Source organism: Mucilaginibacter sp. SG564, from assembly GCF_013149275.1.
Classification (GTDB): domain Bacteria; phylum Bacteroidota; class Bacteroidia; order Sphingobacteriales; family Sphingobacteriaceae; genus Mucilaginibacter.
Genome location: NZ_JABGNA010000008.1, coordinates 63,253 through 80,694, shown reverse-complemented (window position 1 = coordinate 80,694; position 17,442 = coordinate 63,253). Strand labels below are relative to the sequence as shown.

19 protein-coding genes are annotated in these 17,442 nt (G+C 44.6%); 11 read left to right on the top strand and 8 right to left on the bottom strand.

All coding sequences use genetic code 11. From position 1 onward, the window contains the following. Nucleotides 1-2,211 (bottom strand): hypothetical protein, encoded by a 2,211-nt coding sequence (locus FHW89_RS18775; protein ID WP_172336589.1) that lies wholly within the window; start codon nucleotides 2,209-2,211, stop codon nucleotides 1-3. 194 nt (nucleotides 2,212-2,405) lie between these two features. On the opposite strand from FHW89_RS18775, the gene FHW89_RS18770 reads away from it, so the two are divergent. From FHW89_RS18770 to FHW89_RS18750, 4 genes are all read left to right on the top strand, one after another. Continuing rightward, nucleotides 2,406-3,347 carry a manganese catalase family protein gene (locus tag FHW89_RS18770; RefSeq protein ID WP_172336588.1) on the top strand — a complete coding sequence of 314 codons (942 nt, stop codon included), beginning with the start codon at nucleotides 2,406-2,408 and terminating at the stop codon, nucleotides 3,345-3,347. A 69-nt stretch (nucleotides 3,348-3,416) separates the two neighbouring features. Next, complete coding sequence (locus FHW89_RS18765) at nucleotides 3,417-3,578, top strand: hypothetical protein (protein ID WP_172336587.1); 162 nt, start codon at nucleotides 3,417-3,419, stop codon at nucleotides 3,576-3,578. A 34-nt stretch (nucleotides 3,579-3,612) separates the two neighbouring features. Next, the gene (locus FHW89_RS28870; protein ID WP_253952275.1) at nucleotides 3,613-4,776 is read left to right on the top strand and encodes a DUF892 family protein; all 1,164 of its coding nucleotides are present in this window, start codon (nucleotides 3,613-3,615) and stop codon (nucleotides 4,774-4,776) included. 12 nt (nucleotides 4,777-4,788) lie between these two features. Continuing rightward, a complete protein-coding gene (locus FHW89_RS18750) occupies nucleotides 4,789-4,947 on the top strand; it encodes a lmo0937 family membrane protein (protein ID WP_172336586.1) in 159 nt (52 codons plus the stop codon). A gap of 39 nt (nucleotides 4,948-4,986) precedes the next feature. Here the strand turns inward: FHW89_RS18750 and FHW89_RS18745 are convergent, their stop codons facing one another. The 4 genes from FHW89_RS18745 to FHW89_RS18730 form a co-directional block, all read right to left on the bottom strand. After that, nucleotides 4,987-5,496, bottom strand: coding sequence for a hypothetical protein (locus tag FHW89_RS18745; RefSeq protein WP_172336585.1), 510 nt, complete (start codon nucleotides 5,494-5,496; stop codon nucleotides 4,987-4,989). Nucleotides 5,497-5,625: 129 nt separating this feature from the next. After that, nucleotides 5,626-6,705, bottom strand: a complete 1,080-nt coding sequence (locus FHW89_RS18740) for a glycoside hydrolase family 130 protein (protein WP_216650625.1) — start codon at nucleotides 6,703-6,705, stop codon at nucleotides 5,626-5,628. Then, complete coding sequence (locus tag FHW89_RS18735) at nucleotides 6,686-7,150, bottom strand: hypothetical protein (protein ID WP_172336584.1); 465 nt, start codon at nucleotides 7,148-7,150, stop codon at nucleotides 6,686-6,688. The genes FHW89_RS18740 and FHW89_RS18735 overlap by 20 nt, the downstream gene beginning before the upstream one ends. Continuing rightward, nucleotides 7,140-8,687, bottom strand: a complete 1,548-nt coding sequence (locus FHW89_RS18730) for an FAD-dependent oxidoreductase (protein ID WP_253952274.1) — start codon at nucleotides 8,685-8,687, stop codon at nucleotides 7,140-7,142. The genes FHW89_RS18735 and FHW89_RS18730 overlap by 11 nt, the downstream gene beginning before the upstream one ends. Nucleotides 8,688-8,874: 187 nt before the next feature. Between FHW89_RS18730 and FHW89_RS18725 the strand changes: the two genes are divergently transcribed. The 4 genes from FHW89_RS18725 to FHW89_RS18710 all read left to right on the top strand — a co-directional run bounded on the left by FHW89_RS18725 (nucleotide 8,875) and on the right by FHW89_RS18710 (nucleotide 10,638). Then, nucleotides 8,875-9,729, top strand: coding sequence for an SDR family oxidoreductase (locus FHW89_RS18725; RefSeq protein WP_172336583.1), 855 nt, complete (start codon nucleotides 8,875-8,877; stop codon nucleotides 9,727-9,729). Between the two features lie 103 nt (nucleotides 9,730-9,832). Then, nucleotides 9,833-10,012, top strand: a complete 180-nt coding sequence (locus tag FHW89_RS18720; protein WP_172336582.1) for a DUF6496 domain-containing protein — start codon at nucleotides 9,833-9,835, stop codon at nucleotides 10,010-10,012. 57 nt (nucleotides 10,013-10,069) lie between these two features. Further along, nucleotides 10,070-10,228 (top strand): lmo0937 family membrane protein, encoded by a 159-nt coding sequence (locus tag FHW89_RS18715; protein ID WP_172336581.1) that lies wholly within the window; start codon nucleotides 10,070-10,072, stop codon nucleotides 10,226-10,228. A 206-nt stretch (nucleotides 10,229-10,434) separates the two neighbouring features. After that, on the top strand, nucleotides 10,435-10,638 hold the full coding sequence (locus FHW89_RS18710; protein WP_172336580.1) for a hypothetical protein: 204 nt from the start codon (nucleotides 10,435-10,437) through the stop codon (nucleotides 10,636-10,638). A gap of 449 nt (nucleotides 10,639-11,087) precedes the next feature. Here the strand turns inward: FHW89_RS18710 and FHW89_RS18705 are convergent, their stop codons facing one another. Together FHW89_RS18705 and FHW89_RS18700 are read right to left on the bottom strand one after the other, a co-directional pair. After that, nucleotides 11,088-12,365 carry a divalent metal cation transporter gene (locus FHW89_RS18705; protein ID WP_172336579.1) on the bottom strand — a complete coding sequence of 426 codons (1,278 nt, stop codon included), beginning with the start codon at nucleotides 12,363-12,365 and terminating at the stop codon, nucleotides 11,088-11,090. A gap of 10 nt (nucleotides 12,366-12,375) precedes the next feature. Next, nucleotides 12,376-12,873, bottom strand: coding sequence for a CinA family protein (locus tag FHW89_RS18700; protein ID WP_216650624.1), 498 nt, complete (start codon nucleotides 12,871-12,873; stop codon nucleotides 12,376-12,378). Nucleotides 12,874-13,218: 345 nt separating this feature from the next. On the opposite strand from FHW89_RS18700, the gene FHW89_RS18695 reads away from it, so the two are divergent. After that, a complete protein-coding gene (locus FHW89_RS18695) occupies nucleotides 13,219-13,644 on the top strand; it encodes a hypothetical protein (RefSeq protein WP_172336578.1) in 426 nt (141 codons plus the stop codon). 206 nt (nucleotides 13,645-13,850) lie between these two features. On the opposite strand, the gene FHW89_RS18690 is transcribed toward FHW89_RS18695, so the two are convergent. After that, the gene (locus FHW89_RS18690; protein ID WP_172336577.1) at nucleotides 13,851-14,231 is read right to left on the bottom strand and encodes a hypothetical protein; all 381 of its coding nucleotides are present in this window, start codon (nucleotides 14,229-14,231) and stop codon (nucleotides 13,851-13,853) included. Nucleotides 14,232-14,417: 186 nt separating this feature from the next. Between FHW89_RS18690 and FHW89_RS18685 the strand changes: the two genes are divergently transcribed. Next, complete coding sequence (locus FHW89_RS18685; protein WP_172336576.1) at nucleotides 14,418-14,600, top strand: DUF3606 domain-containing protein; 183 nt, start codon at nucleotides 14,418-14,420, stop codon at nucleotides 14,598-14,600. 25 nt (nucleotides 14,601-14,625) lie between these two features. Next, nucleotides 14,626-17,391 (top strand): DNA ligase D, encoded by a 2,766-nt coding sequence (gene ligD / locus FHW89_RS18680; protein ID WP_172336575.1) that lies wholly within the window; start codon nucleotides 14,626-14,628, stop codon nucleotides 17,389-17,391. Nucleotides 17,392-17,442: the final 51 nt, after the last annotated feature.

The window sequence follows — 17,442 nt, the reverse complement described above, 5'->3', positions numbered from 1 at the left end:
TCATTTCCAGTCGATATGAATTTCGCTGTCACCGGCAACAGTAAATTCCAGGTGTCCCTCCTTGGTTTTCTTTCCCTTGATCGTTTCTTTGCTACCCTTAAACGTAACAGCGAACTCCGGCATTTTTTCTTTACCGGTTTTAACCAGCATCACACGGCTGGTCAACCTGCCGTTGCCAGCGAGTTTAAAATTTGCAGGTCGATGCTTTTTAGGTGAAAAGCCATAGGTTGGATAATCCGTATAGATCATAAATGACTGACCTTCTACCTGCATATAGTGGCGCGGCAGAATGCCAAAAGCATTGCCTGCCCCGTAAACCTCCTGACCGACTTCGCCGGATTTTTCCCAACCATCGTGCATATCTTCCAGCGCGACCCACAGGTTCGGGTCGACTTCACCAGTCTTAACCTCGTCTGACAACATGTCCTTCGGCAGCATCGGCGGATAATAATACACTGCCCGCTCAACTACAAACCGGATGTATTCGGCTAATAATAGCCGTGCAGCCGGCAGGATATCCTGCCCTTCGGCGTGTTTCAGGTAATCATGAAAAGCGCAGAAAACTTCCTGCTCTTCGTAAACTGCCGTATAAGGTGCATCGTTCAGCGGAAAAAGCGCGAAGAACGACGGGAAATTTCGCCCGTATCCATAGTTACAGTCCCACAGTTGAACATTTTTAAACAGGTTCGCCAGACACAAATAACTTAATTCTTTATAAACCTCTTTTTGGGTTACTTTATAAAGCCGCAATAAAGCACCTGCTGAGAACGCGGTATTATTGGCCTGGTAAAATAATTCAAATCCCAGACCTCTTAGTTTTAATGCGGCTTTTTCCGCTTCTGCCAGGTAACGTTTTTCGCCGGTCAACTCCCAGGCCTGCAGCATGACGTGTGCATATAGCCCGGGTACGTCTTTTTCACCACCTTTGCCAGGCTGGGTTTCGGCCTTGATCACTTCCAGCGTATCCATTTTATAAAACACCGGCCACGTATAATTAAAATGACGGGCCACTTTAATGGCATAGTCCAGGGAATCCAGGAATAGCTTTTTTGCCACCTGATCACCCTTAAGCGCCAGCCTTGACAGGTTAAGCAGGGGGTGGTTCAGGTACCAGGAATCCATAACCAGGGGCTTTTTATGTTCTTCCTCAGCATCCATGGTATCCGCCACTTTCGGGTGCCAGCGCATGATGGTTCCGAGTTTCTCGTCATAAAACGCGGGCAGGCCGTCCTTGATCTTTTTCATGATCGCTAACTGTGAGTCGTTCCATTCCACATAATCGAGCAAAGGCAACAGCACAGCTAATTGAACCATGATCTCTGGTGGTGTTGCATAATCGCAGACATAGGCATTCAAATAATGATTCCCATCTACCTGATTCCAACAGCCGGGACTTTCGTTCAGGTCGGTCAATCCTTTTTGCAGGATATCCGGCCAATGTTTATAAGTAGTTGTTGGCTTGGGCAGTTGTAAGTAAATAGCTGCCAGCAGATCTAAATACTGCTTCGCCATAGCTGGTTCGTCGGCCGGCACCTCATCTGATAAAGCGATATAGGCATCGCTTAGTGTGTAGTTTTTATCGGCCTCAAGCGCTTTATTCTTTAACGTTGGCGGTAAAGCAAATCCAATCTCCGGCCATTCACCACCTACCGTATCTCCGGCCGAGGTTTCTGTTTGTTGGTTATAATCTGCCAGCGCCGTCAGGTTTTGCAGATATAATGCCGAACCTGCTTTAGGCTGGCTTAAGTTAAAATAAAGCAGGCCTGACCGGTTACCAACCTGGCTGATCCTAATCTCGCCTTTGGCTAAAAAATCGCTGCCGGCTGCTCCCAGCGGGGCAATATCACGGGGCCAATAAGGAAATAACAGCGGGGCAGAAGTTTTAAGTGTAGTTGTCAGCCGGAACACTGGATGATCCCCGACAGGTAATTCCAGGTCAGATTGATAGTCGCCTATTAAGGACGAAATATGGAAAGTGATTTTTTTATCTTTTCCAGAGACTTTCTTAAGCTGCAGTTTGTCATTGGGCGAATAAGCCAGGCGGAAAGCGATACGGCTACCCTTTGGCCATGCTACAACGAGCCAGCAGGAATCACCGATCAAATAAACTTTAAAGGTATAACCCAACACTTCCTGATCATAGACGGCCTCCAGATCAGAATTGTTCAATTGGGCGTTAATGGATAAGAGCCAGGGAGATACTGCATTCATAGTAAAATTGATCGTTTAATAATGCTTTATTAATCCGTGCACGCCGCGAATAGTGCAACAAGAAAAATGTATGTACTTAAACCGAATTAAATATCAATTGTTTTAATTTTCATATTTAAAAAAATATTTAATTAAAACTATAGTTTTGGATCTAAAATTGTAAGCGTAATAGTTCACCATTAAAATCTACTATTATGTTTCACCACGTCAAGTCTTTACAATTCAATGCCAGGGTATCCCGTCCTGATCCGCGTTTTGCCAACTTATTGTTGGAGCAATTCGGCGGCGAAAATGGTGAGCTGGCCGCGGCCATGCAATACTTCACCCAGGCATTCGGCGCCAAAGTGCCACACCCCGATAAATATGATATGCTGATGGATATCGCCACGGAGGAGTTCAGTCACCTCGAAATAGTTGGCGCTACGATACAGATGTTGCTGAAAGGTGTTAACGGCGAGTTGAAAGATGCCGCCGACAATTCAGAGATAATGCAAGTAATGAACGGAAAAGCAGCTAAGGAAAACATTATCCACGAGGCACTAACAGCCAACCCACAGTTCGTTATGATCACGGGTGGTGGTGTAACCCCGCGCAACAGCCAGGGTATTCCATGGTGTGCGTCCTATATCCACTCCAATGGTGACCTAACCGTCGACCTGCGCAGCAACCTCGCATCGGAGTCAAGAGCCAAACTGGTTTACGAACACCTGATGAAATTTACCGACGATCCATATATCCACCAAACATTGTCTTTCCTGATGACCCGCGAAGTAACGCACTATAAAATGTTTGAGGCGGCTCTGGACAGTATACAACCTAATTTCCCACCTGCTGTGCTGGCTGCTGATCCGAGATATCTGCAACAAACTTATAATTTTTCTGAAGGCACCGTTCGCGGACCCTGGAATGAAGGCGAAATAAAAGGGATGGGTAAAGAATTTATTTACATCGAAAATCCCTTGGATTATGTGCAGGAAACCGATGGTCAGACCAAATTGCCAGATGATTATACCACGGAACTGAAAGCAGCGGAGAAACTTGATAAAGAGATGAGTGCTGTTAAAAGCGCCGAAGTGAAAAACGCGGAGCCAAAAGGTGTTGCGCAATGGAGCACCTACGAAGCCACCCGGGTATAATCCGAACCGCGATGAAAAAAATGAAGCAATCATATACCTTTCAGGCCATGTTCAAAAATCAATAAGCCAATGGATAGTATTTTTTTGCCAAAAGGGCAACGCGTCAAAACGCCCGATGGACCGGGCGAGGTGGTCGAACTTATCGGGGATAAGGTAGTGATCAAGCTGGATAATGGTTCCATCACTACATTTCCTTCGGACAAAGTAGAAGACGATAGCAGCGCAGGATAAAAAAAATAAAAACTAATTAGAAATAAAAACACCTATGGAAATTTCAGAAAAATCACTTGATGTGATCAATGATCTGATCAAGATCAATAATGACCGCGTAGCCGGTTTTCAAAAAGCAGGCACCGATCTCGAAAACGCTGACAACGGACTGATCACAGTCTTTAATAAACTAGCTGATGAAAGCCGGCAATATGTTGTGGAACTCACAGATATTGCCAGGCAGTACGGAGGGGAAGCCGCTGAGGGCACCAGTACCTCAGGTGATCTTCACCGTGCCTGGATCGATATTAAAGCGACGTTTACCGGCCATGATCTGCTTGCCATCCTTAACGAATGTGAGCGTGGTGAAGATGCAGCCAAAGCTGCCTACCGTGACGCGCTTGCACCCGCGAGTGAATTAACGCCAGAGTTGACCCAGGTCATACAAATACAGCAACAAGGAATCAGGGAAGGTCATGACCTGATTAAGTCTTTGCGCGACCAGGCAAAATCTGCAGAAGAAACACAGGAAAACAATGGAAGTCATCTAACATCCGGAAAACCAGCTCACCAGGAACAGTTTACAGAACAACCATCCTACGAAGCAGCGGCCGGTGAATATCAAGCCCCGAGAGCCTATGTTCCTGAGCCGGAAAGTTTGGAGCAGGAGGACGCCTGGGACGAAAGTCAGGACGCGAATGCAGGTAATTCTAAATTGTCGGAATTCTTTATCAATGAACTTAAAGACCTGCTGTGGGCCGAACGTGAACTGGTGGATACTTTGCCTGATTTGGCGGAGGCAGCTACTTCAAATGAACTAAAGAATGCTTTTGAGGAGCACCTGACAGAAACGGAAGGCCATGTGTCCCGGCTGGAACAAGTCTTTGGTATCCTGGGTCTGGAACCTGAAAGTCGTAAATGTGAAGCTATGGCTGGGATCGTCGATGAGGGTGATGATATTATCAGCGCGACTGAGGAAGGCACCGCACAACGCGATGTGGGCCTGATCTTTGCCGGGCAAAAGGCCGAGCATTACGAGATCGCCTCCTATGGCGGCATGATCTCCTTAGCCAAAACATTGGGTTACTATGAAGTTGCCGAACTGCTTGTAATGACACTGGACGAAGAAAAAGCGGCCGACGCGAAATTAACGGAGATCGCTGAAAGCCATACCAATTACGATGCCAGTACCGAACCAGGTAAAACTAATTATCTATAAAAACATACAACCATGAGATCAATTTTGTATATCATAGCAGTTATCCTGATCATAGGATGGGCTATCGGAACTTTTGCTTATGCGGCAGGCAGCCTGATACATGTTTTATTGGTGATCGCCGTGATTGCCTTTGTATTGGGTATCCTGAGAAAAGATACTCCAGCAGTGTAATTTTAAAGCCCGGTTTGCTATGCAAACCGGGCTTTATATTTATTTTTGAATGTACATTAAATGGCGTTTTGACCTCATTACTGGAATATTTCCGGTGTTCGGTGATATCAGACACTTGAAATAAGCCACTAATACTTCCTCTTTTATGTCAACCAACACCAATATCCCTGTCAATCCCGTTGCCATTTGCCGGGGTTCTTGATTGAGACAAAAATGCGTATCATATGCTTTTGGAAGGTGACGGGTTTTGGGGCGGGAAAATGCCGGGGTCAATGTGATCGTAACCATATCGTTGTCGGAACCACTTAATGTTGTCCGTGAAAAACAATGCCGGTAACCTTGACCGGTCAAAAAGTCCAATAGTTCAGAGGTCAGCTGCAACTTCATTTTTTGCGCTATTATGGCCGGATGATTGAACGGCCAGGCGGCCCGCAAACGCTTACCCGCCGCCGGTCGCTGGAGAGTAAGTAAATAGTATGTCTCAAAACAACTGACAATTAGCACAAATGTTTCATTCGCTTTCAGTTCACCACTAAATTGGAGAATCACTCTTTTGTCTTTAATTTTGTAAAAGCCCGCAGGGTCTTTTTATGAGCCGATCCAACAGCCCGCTTAAGCGGGCTGTTTTTTTAATAATCTTTCAATGTAGATCTGTTGATTTAGCTATGGGTTTCTTCTCTAGCTCAGTTTACTTAAAATTTCATCGATGGAAAAATGCGCTCCGCAGACAAATTCATCCGCAGCGCCATAATAAATGGTCAGACGGTCGCCATCCAGCACGTGGCCATTTGTAAATACCACATATCCAAAAAAACCACTTAATTCATAGGTCTCCGTCGGCACCATGATCGGCTCGATTGTCCGGGAGATCACCTTGGACGGATCGTTAATATCCATCAGAAAGGCGCCCAGACAATACTGGTGTTCTGTGTTCGCACCATGGTAGATCTCCAGCCAACCCTGTGCTGTCCGGATCGGCGCGGCACCTGCACCAACACGTGCATTGTCCCATAACCCTGCCCTGGTTTTGATCAGACATTGATGGTTACCCCATTGCCTGCCATCAGAAGACTCTGCCAGCCAGATATAATTACCACCTATTTCCTTGCTGCTGGGCCGGTGCAGGCAATAATATTTTCCGCCGATCTTTTCTTCAAATATCGCGCAATCTTTATTGTGAGGCGGCAGGATCATGCCGCCGGATTCAAAATGCTGCCAGTCTTTGGTTGTTTTTAAGCCGACGCCAACACCACTGTCAGATACGGCAGTATAGGTGAGGTAATAGGTGTCCTCTATTTGGCTCACCCGGCAATCCTCTATACCAAAACGCTCCAGGTAGCCTTGCCCGAATAGCGGGGAATACCCATCCTGTTCTGAAAAATGTACCCCGTCATCGCTGGCCAATAATCGCAGGTGCGATATCGTGGTTAAATAATCAAGCCCTTTGTAGTTGATCACCCGTGCATCGGTAGCAATGAGGTCGGGATCATTTAACGGCACCTCGATGATCTCCGTATTGCCCGTTGCATTCAATGCAGGGAAAAAGAGCACACCTTCCTTTTGCGATACACCTTCAGCCACCCGTACCAATAACCAGATCTTACCGTCAAAACGGAATACACCCGGATTAAGTAAGCTGATGACTTGCAGACCTGCTCCGCTTGGCTTCAGATCCTTAGGTAGCAATAGTGGGTTTTCAGGGAAGCGCTGAGCCAGATCTTTTATACGTCCTGTCGGCTTATTGCTTATCTTTGACATCGTCTGCTTTTTTTAAGATTTGATAACCGATCCCGGCAAAAACCGCGAAGACAAGGTGTGCAGGCAAAAGCTGCAGGTAATATTTATTAAAACTTAGCGCAGGTGGCAATGGGTGCACTTTAAAAGTTGTTTTCCAGACTGCCACTGCCAGCAAGCCGCTGAGACCGCCCAGCCAAAGACTTGTTTTCAGATCAGGTTTTAATTTTCCACGCCGCCAAAGCTCTACATAAACCAGGGCGAATAACATACCTACTCCATAATGACCAAGCCAGCCCAAAGCCTGGCTCTGTTGCTTGTCCAGTTTTGGAATAAGGCGACCGGTCAGCTGGCCGAGACGCTCTGGTTCACTAAAGTTTTCTCCATCAGCCAGCGATACGAGATAGCTGAACAAAGTCATAAAAGTAGTGCCGGTAATTCCACTGGCTAATATCTCCTTAGTTTTCATAACTATCGATCTTAGGTAGATTTTTGGTTGCTGGCCCGGTTAGTACGTTTCCGTTAATATCATACCGCGCACCATGACAAGGGCAGTCCCAGCTTTTTTCTTCAGCGTTCCAGTTCACGATACACGCCGCGTGGGTGCAAACAGGGCTAACTGCATGGATAACTCCCAACTCATCGCGGTAAGCCGCTATCTTTTCTCCGTCTATCTCTACTACTTTCCCGGTTCCCGGCTTTAACCTTTTTAAAGAATCGGTTTCATGGATATGGATACGGTCTGCCATAAAATGATAAGCGACGTCAGAGTTTTCTTTCACGAATTCGCTGAATCCATCTATCGGTTTGATACGTGCTGGATTGAATAGCTCTTGGTATTTATTGGGTCGCTTTCTGATCAGGTCGCTGAGTATTTTACCTGCAACACTACCCAGCATCATTCCGTTTCCATTATAACCGGTAGCACAGTAAATACCATCCGCAGCAAGCGGCATTCGACCAATATAAGGCAGGCCGTCTACCGGCACATAATATTGGGATGACCAGCGATATTTTATAGAGGACGCGTTGTAATATTTCCGGACATATTTTTCCAGGTCGGCAAAGGCCTTTTCTGGATCTTCATGTCCTGTCTTATGATCTAAACCACCAGCGATCAGCAACTGCTGACCATCGATAATATGCGATCGAACATAATGATATGGTTCCTGCGAATCATAGATCAGAGCTTCGGGGTAAGTTTCATTCTTTAATTTAACAGCCATTACATAACTGCGATAAGGTGCGCACTCGAAGTTGAACAGATTTAGATTGGGTGGCATATGCGTAGCATAGATGACTGCTTTAGCACGGATAACTCCTGCCGGCGATGTTGTAGTATGAATGCCCTCGAGGCTTTTAATATCCGTGATCAATGTATTTTCTAAAATAACACCACCGATCGCGAAGTATGCTTTTTGCAAACCTTGCAAATATTTTAATGGATGAAATTGTGCCTGATCTTCAAAAAACAGGGCTTTTGCATATTTCACAGGCGTAGGCACATCTTCTGTATAGCTTACCGCGACACTGACTTTTACCGCCCCTTCGTAGATCTCATCCAGTTGCTTAACCTCTTCTTCATTCTCTGCATAAAGAAAACCTGGCTTGACTTCGTAATCGCAAACAATTTTGTACGTATCTATGTGGGATTTAATTATCGCATAGCCTTCATTAATGGCATTTGCAAAGAGCTTAGCACCTTTCTTCCCAAAAGCACTTTCTGCTTCCGGATAGGTGGTATCTGCAAACGTATTGATATGTGCACTTGTTCCACCGGTAGTTCCGAAACCGGGAGTATGCGCTTCTGCTATTACCACCTTTTTACCCGCTTGCTGCAACAACAGTCCTGCCGTCATGCCTGTAATACCAGCACCAACGATCAGTACATCATAAATAATTTCCGGGTTGATTGAAGTCGGCATGATCGTCGCGGTTAAGCCGGTTTGCCATGGGCTTTGCAGCGCCCCGTCGCGGTTGCTGATGATTTGTTGTTTATGCTTCATAACTCTACTACAAATACAACAACCACACTGTTTGTTAATAGTTAATATATTTTAAAACAAATAATTATACTAAAAGTTAAATATATACATCTCTAAATAAATAATCCATTATTGTATGAAAGCAGCAGTATTTCAAAGGTCCGGATTATTGGTCTGCCTCACTGGAAACATTTAAAGGAAAATCATTATGATAACCAAAGACAAAACATCCAAAAAACAAAACCGGCAGCCAGGCATCGAAGCAAAGATGAACCCTGCTCCGGAATATATAAAGAAAGATTATAAAGCTGCCGGCAAACTTCAGGGTAAGATAGCGCTGATCACAGGTGGCGACAGTGGCATCGGCCGGGCTGTCAGCGTACATTTTGCGCAGGAGGGGGCCAATATCGTTATTGTTTATCTGGACGAAGATGAAGATGCCAAAAACACCAAAAATCTCGTTGAAATAACCGGGCAGCAGTGTATGTTAATCAAGGGCGATGTGAAGGATCAGGTTTTTTGTAAGAAAGCCGTGGAGCAAACTGTAAAAGAATTTGGCAAACTGAATATCCTGGTGAATAATGCAGGGATGCAGTTTCCCCAAAAAGATGTTAAGGCAATTGACCCTGAACAACTCGATACTACCTTCCGCACCAATATTTTTGCCTATTTCTATTTCGCGGAAGCAGCCGTTGAGCACATGCATGAGGGCGATTGTATTATCAATACTACTTCAGTTACGGCTTATCGCTCATCTCCCTCACTTATCGATTACTCTTCTACCAAAGGTGCTATAACCACATTCACAAGATCATTGGCGACCAACCTTGTGGGTAAGCAAATCAGGGTAAATGCTGTAGCTCCAGGTCCGGTGTGGACACCTTTAATAGTGTCCACCTTTGATGAGGAGAAGATCAAAAAATTCGGAAGCGAAACAGCTATGAAACGGGCCGGGCAACCCTCAGAACTTGGGCCCGCTTATGTATTCCTGGCCTCTGATGATGCCTCATTTATTACCGGCCAGGTAATCCACGTCAATGGCGGCGAAGTTGTAAACGGATAAAAACAATTGGTTACATGGAAAATTAGCAAAAAGCAACAGGTTAATCGATGGTGAAAAATATCAAATAGATCAATTAATCCATCCCATAACAAAAACCAATATTATGACAAAATACTCAGAAAAAGCACAGGACAAGGTTCATAAAGCTTTACACGAAGAAAAAGAGGGCACCCTGAAAAGCGGCCGCAGTGGTAAAAAGGTTACATCAAAAAAACAAGCAGTGGCCATTGACCAGTCTGAAGCACGGAAAGAAGGTGCTAAGGTTCCCAAAAAGAAAGACTAATAAAGAATATTAAAACCTTTTCCAAAACATCATTTATTTATATAAAACATCAAAACTATGAGATCATTATTGTATATCATCGCCGTCATCCTGGTTATAGGTTGGGCGATCGGGACTTTTGCTTATGCAGCAGGTAGTTTAATTCATGTCCTTTTAGTTATTGCCGTTATAGCCTGGGTATTGGGCTTTCTTCGTAGAGATACAACCACCGTTTAATGCAATGATAAAGAACCCGGGTTATTGAATAACCCGGGTTCTTTTAAGTCAGTAATTTTTAACCGATAAACACTCCTTATGTAGGGCTTGCCCGAAGTGTCCAATATAGTGTCCTGTCATCGCCGCCCTGCAACCACAACAAGGCTCTGTTTTTTAGAGCGATGAGTATAATAATACATTATCTTTGCATTATTATTTCGATAGCCATGAAGAATATAACTGCATTCAGAATGCTGACCTTATTGCCATTGATAGGAATTGCATTACCACTGGTTACAGCCAAGCTGACCGACTTTAATTACCCAATCCCGGCTTTGCAACTGATCACCGCACTCGTGCTCCTGGCGGTGTTTTGCCTATCCTTGCTATTCCGGCAACGGAAAGATCATGATCATGCAGACCTGGCTTAACCTTATATCGCACGCCATTAAAAAATGTGACCATGCTAAACATGAGCCCTTATCCGATATGCCGAAAATGCGGGCATGCTTATGTTCGTCGAAAGCCGAGGGGATTTATTGTTAAGACATTTCTCTTCTGGTTGCCCGTCCGTAAATATTTCTGCTCCACTTGCCTAACCAGCAGGTATGTCTTTATCCGCTAAGCAATCATCACTACCTGAATAGTATGGTCTACGATTTAAAAAATGAGTTACAAATATGGGACAAAACTTTTGTAGCCGGCCAATAAGCAAATCCTCGTTACAAAGCGATACTAAGATTCTTTGAATTTGATAAATATCAGGTACGGACTTAGCTGATCAATACATTTAAAGGCGTTTGATACAGAATAGCTGATTTAGAATCCTGGCTTGTTCTAAAACACTTAAATAATCAAATGCTGTCCCTTCAACTACTCTTTATATCAACAGAAAATAGATTAGCGCTACCGCAGCTATAGCCATCAGGATCAGCGTCATGGTCCCCAAGATATTGGAGAGCCGTGAGTTGGTCTGCTCCTTCATGATTTTTTTGTTATTGCCTATATGCAGCAATACAGCGATCAAGATCGGTGCAGTCAGTCCATAAACTACGGCTGTATATAATAGGGCTTTTACCGGGCTCACTCTGAAAAAATCCAGGGACAAACCAACGAGCAGGGAGATAATGATCGAAACATAAAAAGATCTGGCCTGACCGAATTTCTTATCCAGGCCGGCCTTCCATCCAAGCGTTTCTGCCAGCATGTAAGACTGCGCTCCGGCGAGCACTGGTATAGCCAGCATACCCGTCCCCAGGACACCCAGGGCGAATATGGCATAGGTCAGATTTCCGGCCAGTGGCTGCAGCGCCTTCGCTGCCTGGTCAACCGTGTCAATGTGATGGACACCACCCTTGAACAGTACACTGCCCGTGGTCAGGATCATAAAGAACATGACCAGGTTAGAAAGCAGCATACCAGAATTGACATCGATTTTCATATTACTCAACACCGTATTATTAACCATATAGCTCTTCTGACCATGAGCCTGGTCTTCGGCCTCCATGGTTGTTTGCCAGAAAAAAAGATAAGGTGAAATCGTCGTTCCAAGTATAGCCACAAGAATGGATAAAAATTCTTTATCCATTTTAATCGTTGGAATAAAGGTATGGCGCGCCACCTGTACCCAGTCCTGTTTGACCAGGAAAGGAACGATGATATACAGAAGCAAGGAAAGGCAGAGCCATTTGAGGATAGCCGCGATCTTTTGGTAAGGAAAACGTATGATAATATAGATCAGTATGGCGGTGATGGCTACACTGTAGGCAGGAGCGGGAATTTTTGGGAAAAGCATATGCCCGACAGCGCCCATGCCTTGTATGTCAGCGCCGATATTAAGCGTTATTGCCGGAAACGTAAAAAACAGGACACTATAAAGCAGCCATTTGGGATAATGTTCCCGTATGGTAACGGTTAAGCCCTGTGAAGTTACCAGGCCAATCCTTGCACACATGCCCTGAACCGCAGCCATTAAAGGAAAGGTAATTAAAGCTGTCCATAAAGTTTGCAGGCCGAATTGAGCCCCGGCCTGGGAATAGGTGACAATGCCTGAGGGATCATCATCACTTGCTCCGGTAACAAGGCCCGGGCCGAGGATACGCAGGAAGCTGACGAACCGGGACTGCTTTTGCTTTTTAGGTGATTTCGCTTTGCTCACAATGAAAGTCTTAATGAAGGTTTAGATTAATCACGGACAAAATTGTTCTTGCCACTTGCTCAATCGTCAGGTTAACGATCTCTTCCGGCGAGCCGGTAAATATTTTCTTGCGGTCATGGATTTCGCCTTTAAAGTAAACGCAGTAGAACATGGTGCCCACGGGTTTGCCGGGCCTCTCACTTCCGCCTTCGGTGGTCAGACCGGTAACCGCTACAATGACATCAGTATCAATAACCTTTTTTAGTTTCAACGCCATTTCACGCGTGATCTCTTCGGATTCGGGTGTGAAGGTTTCGATCAATTCCTTTTCGATGCCCAGAATATCCTCTTTGAGGCAGGCGTCGTAGCAAACCAGGCCTCCTTTAAGGATCTGACCGGAGAATGCGGTTTTTGAAAATTCGTAAGCCAGTTTCCCTGCGGTGGCGCTCTCCGCGAAAGATATGGTCAGCTTCCTTACGGCCAGCTGCTCGCAGCAATCATTCAATAAGGTCTCCAGGTCTTCCATCATATAGGTGTTCGCGGCTTCTGCGTTGAAGCATATTTATCAATCATCTGCCGCACGATCAAATAAACAGGTTTAGCCAGGTTTTGTTTACATGCAAGCGGGTAGCACAGAGTAGGGCTAAGTGCTGGAGCATCGGGGCTCCTTTTCTAGAACATTGATAATACAGTGAGCACCCGGGGAGTGGTTATTTACTTTGCAGATTTGGATATTGATAGATATATTAGCATTCTACAGTAAAACGAAAGTTTTACATTGTGATAAGGTTTAGGTTTAAGGTCCGGTCAGCGAGTGATCCGGACCTTATATTTTAGACACACGGTAGTATTGTATATTTGAAGAACAGCAGCCATGAATCCTAGCGAACATATCAATCCGCAAATGATCCTTGACCTCATTCTCGCTTTGAAAAATGCCGAGGAAGAATATCAGGAAGCACGCAGTGCTCAAAACGTACCCCAACTTGATATTTTATTGGAAGAATTGCCCATATCCTTTGGGAAACTACTGTCGAGCCTGGACCTGATCGATGCCTTTGCCCGGATTGGCAGAACGGTGAGAAGCTTTGCAGATGCTCATGAAATACTGCTGAAATTAAATATCATCATCAACGATAAGCTTGAACTTGGCCAGTCGGAAGAAACCAAAGCACAGGTAACCAAAATGTTTCAACTATGCGATGAAGTAACGCTTATTAATACAGCTCTGGCAAGTCCCTCGCGCCTGAGATACCCGGATGATTTCCTGCCGGGAGAAGGACCGTTTTCTGAAAATTAGACTTGATTGCTTTTGTTTCTGCATCGAGCTCTCCGATACCGCTATTCCTGAAATCAGTACCGTAGCCCATTCTTTTTTGCTTCAAAGACTCTGGCTGCGTTCTTTATTAAAACTGAAATCTGTTTGTTCTCAATGATCCTTAATGTCAACGCTATATAAATTGAGAAATAGATATGTAATTTTTTTGACCTTAAATAACCTCGATTTTAATGATCGAGAGCAATAGTGTTATGTTCATTTGCCCGTATCAATATCGAATGAATATCTTTTTCATTTCCAGAATTTCGATAAGTACGCAAGTCGTCCTGTAGTGATCGTAATAAAGATTGCCTGGCCTTTATATAACATACTCTCTTTAGGGCTATAGGTGCCCCTTTTGATGTTAATATATTTATTTTGCTTTCTATAAAGCATATCTTTTGCATTGACTTAGAATATATATTTTGATTAAGGTCAAGTAATCCTTCAATTATAGCATCATATCGCTCCAATAATGATTTAAGCGGCTTTACATTTTGAATTGAAAATGATTTGATATCATTTAAACTATTCAATAATTCAATAAGTTCAACCTCAATTTGATCCATATTAAAAAACTTAAATGCCTATCAATATACGTAAATTTAATTAGCTAAATAGAAAAGTAAGCGCTAGATCACAACGATAGGAAAGTCTGGTATTAATTGAATTCCTTTACTGCCAGACTTCCAGTGATTAGTTTTGTAAACTATTTGCCTGCTTCCTTTGTTGCTAATTCATAAAACGATTTTAACATGGCAAAGCAAGGACAAAAAGTGGAGCGTAAAGAGATCAACTCCAGCCAGAAATATGAGCTCAAGTACGAAGCGGAAAAGCTGGGTGTCAGTACCCAGGCCATTGTCGGCGCTAAAAGAGCGACCGGTTCCAATGACCGGAAAGTGATCGAAGCCTATTTGAAAAACAAACAAAAAAAGTAAGCCCCGTAAGGGGCTTTATGCATTTATGAGCCTGGTCAAATACAAACAAAAACGGTCGGAAGACAAGACAGCAGAGCCTTTTGGGGGTAAGCCTTCTAGAAGAGAACTGCGTTTCGTTATCCAAAAACACGATGCCTCGCACCTGCATTATGACTTCCGCCTGGAGATGGATGGCGTATTGAAAAGCTGGGCGGTCCCTAAAGGCCCGTCGACCGATCCGGAAGTTAAACGACTGGCGATGATGGTGGAAGACCATCCTTATGACTACCGTAATTTTGAAGGTATTATTCCCAAAGGCCAATACGGCGGCGGCACGGTGATCGTTTGGGATGAGGGTACGTATGAACCTGCCGAACCTGTCGAAGGTGATCTGAAGAAGCAGGAAAAGAATTTGCTGCACCAGCTCTATTCCGGTAAGATCAAATTTGTGTTACATGGCAAAAAACTAAAAGGTGAATTTGCATTGGTAAAGGCTCATGGACGGGGAGAGAATGGCTGGCTCCTGATGAAACTGGAAGACAAGTATGCCAATACTGCGGATATTACCTTAAAAGACAAATCTGTCATTTCTAAAAAGACCATTGCCCAGGTGGAGAAAACTTCCACTAATATTTACGGCAAAAACATCATCAAACGGGATAGTACAGTAAAGGACAAGAAAGCTCCAACCAAGACGGCAGCGAAAAAAGTAAAAGATCAGTTGGATGCTTCTCCGGCACCTAAACAAGTAAAAGCTATAGAAAAGACTATGGCAGTCAAAAGCAGCCAGGTAGGCCAGGCCGGAAGCAATTTAAAAGTACTGCTTAAGAAAGCGCGTAAAGAACCTTTCTTTACTAAGATAGAACCAATGCTGGCGACATTGGTTGATAAAGCCTTTGATGAACCAGGTTGGCTTTATGAAGTAAAATGGGATGGCTACCGTGCTGTCAGCTTTATGAATAAAAAGCAAATCGAACTCAAATCCCGTAACGATAAATCTTTCAATGATAAATTCTATCCGGTCTATGAAGCCTTAAAAGAATGGAATATCAATGCTATTGTTGATGGTGAGATCGTGGTCGTAGGCGATAACGGGCAGGCGAACTTCGGTGCGCTTCAAAATTGGCGCAGTGAGGCGGACGGCACGCTGTTGTACTATGTATTTGATATCCTCTGGTACAACGGCTATAACCTGATGGAATTGGAATTAGCAGAAAGGAAAGCGATCCTGAGCGAGCTGAGATCTGAAAGTTCCATCATTCAGATCAGTCGTGATTTTGAAACATCCGGCATCGAGTTCCTGGAGGCGGCAAAGAAAATGGGGCTTGAAGGGATTATGGCCAAGCGAAAGCAAAGTGCATATAATGCCGGTGACCGTACGCGGGACTGGTTAAAGATCAAAGCCAATAAACGGCAAGAGGTAGTGATCGGTGGCTATACCCAGAACGTGGGCAGCAGTAAGCCTTTCAGCTCTCTGCTGGTCGGTGTTTTTGAAAAAGGTAAATTTATCTATACTGGCAAGATCGGTACCGGGTTTAATACCAAACAGCAGAAAGAAATGCTGGCGCAATTCAAGCCTTTGGTGGTTAAAAGCCCGCCGTTTACAGAGGAGCCAGATATCAATAAGCCCAGCCGGTTTCGGCCAAATCCGCCAAAAGCCACAGCTACCTGGTTAAAGCCGAAGCTGATCTGTGAAGTAAGCTTTGCCGAGATGACTTCTGACGGTGTTATGCGACACCCGTCATTTGAAGGTATGCGAGAGGATAAAAAGGCCTCTGAGGTCGTATTGGAAAACGAGGCAGATACGGACGCTATAGTCGGAGCCTCTGAAACGGAGAATCCTTATTATATCAAGCCCGTTGCAAAAGGATCAAGGAAAACCTTGTTAAATCCCAAAGATGATACCCAGGTTCGCAAGGTTGGCGGTCATGAGCTCAAATTCACCAACCTGAGTAAGATCTTCTGGAAAGAGGAAAAAATCACGAAACGAGATCTGATCAATTACTATTATCAGGCGGCACCATTCATCCTGCCTTACCTCAAAGACAGGCCGCAATCTATGAACCGGTTTCCGAATGGTATTGAGGGAAAGAGTTTTTACCAGAAAGATGTTACCGGCAAGGCGCCGGATTGGGTAGATACTTACGCGTATCATAGCGAAGGCGATGGCGAAGATAAGCAATACCTTATCGGTAATAATGAAGCAACCTTGCTGTACATGGCCAACCAGGCCTGTATCGAGATGAATCCATGGAGCAGCACCACTAAAAACCTGGATCATCCGACCTGGTGTATGATCGACTTTGACCCAGACAAAAACACCTTCGAACAAGTTATTGAAGCTGCCCGGATTACCCATCAGATCCTGGACGACATGGGTGTCCCCTCCTATCCGAAGACCAGCGGATCGACCGGCCTGCATATCTATATTCCATTAGGTGGTAAATACACCTATGAGCAAAGCAAAGAATTTGCGCGGATCATTGTAACCCTTGTCCACCGTGAGATTCCGAAGTATACCAGCCTGGAGCGGGCGGTACGGGATCGTAACGGGAAGATGTATTTGGACTTTCTACAAAACCGTGCGCACGCTACCATTGCGGCGCCTTATTCTGTACGCCCTAAGCCCGGTGCAACCGTATCGATGCCGCTGCATTGGGATGAAGTTAAGAAGGGATTGAAGATGAGGGATTTTACGATTAAGAATGCCATTGAGCGAATGCAAAGCGAGGGAGATTTGTTTAAGCCGGTACTAGGCAAGGGTATCGACCTTATTAAAGTTCTTCGAAAAGCCAGTGGAAAAAGCGATTGATGAGTTGGTTGGTGAAGTCAAACCATTTGATACTAGGAATGTTCCGATAAA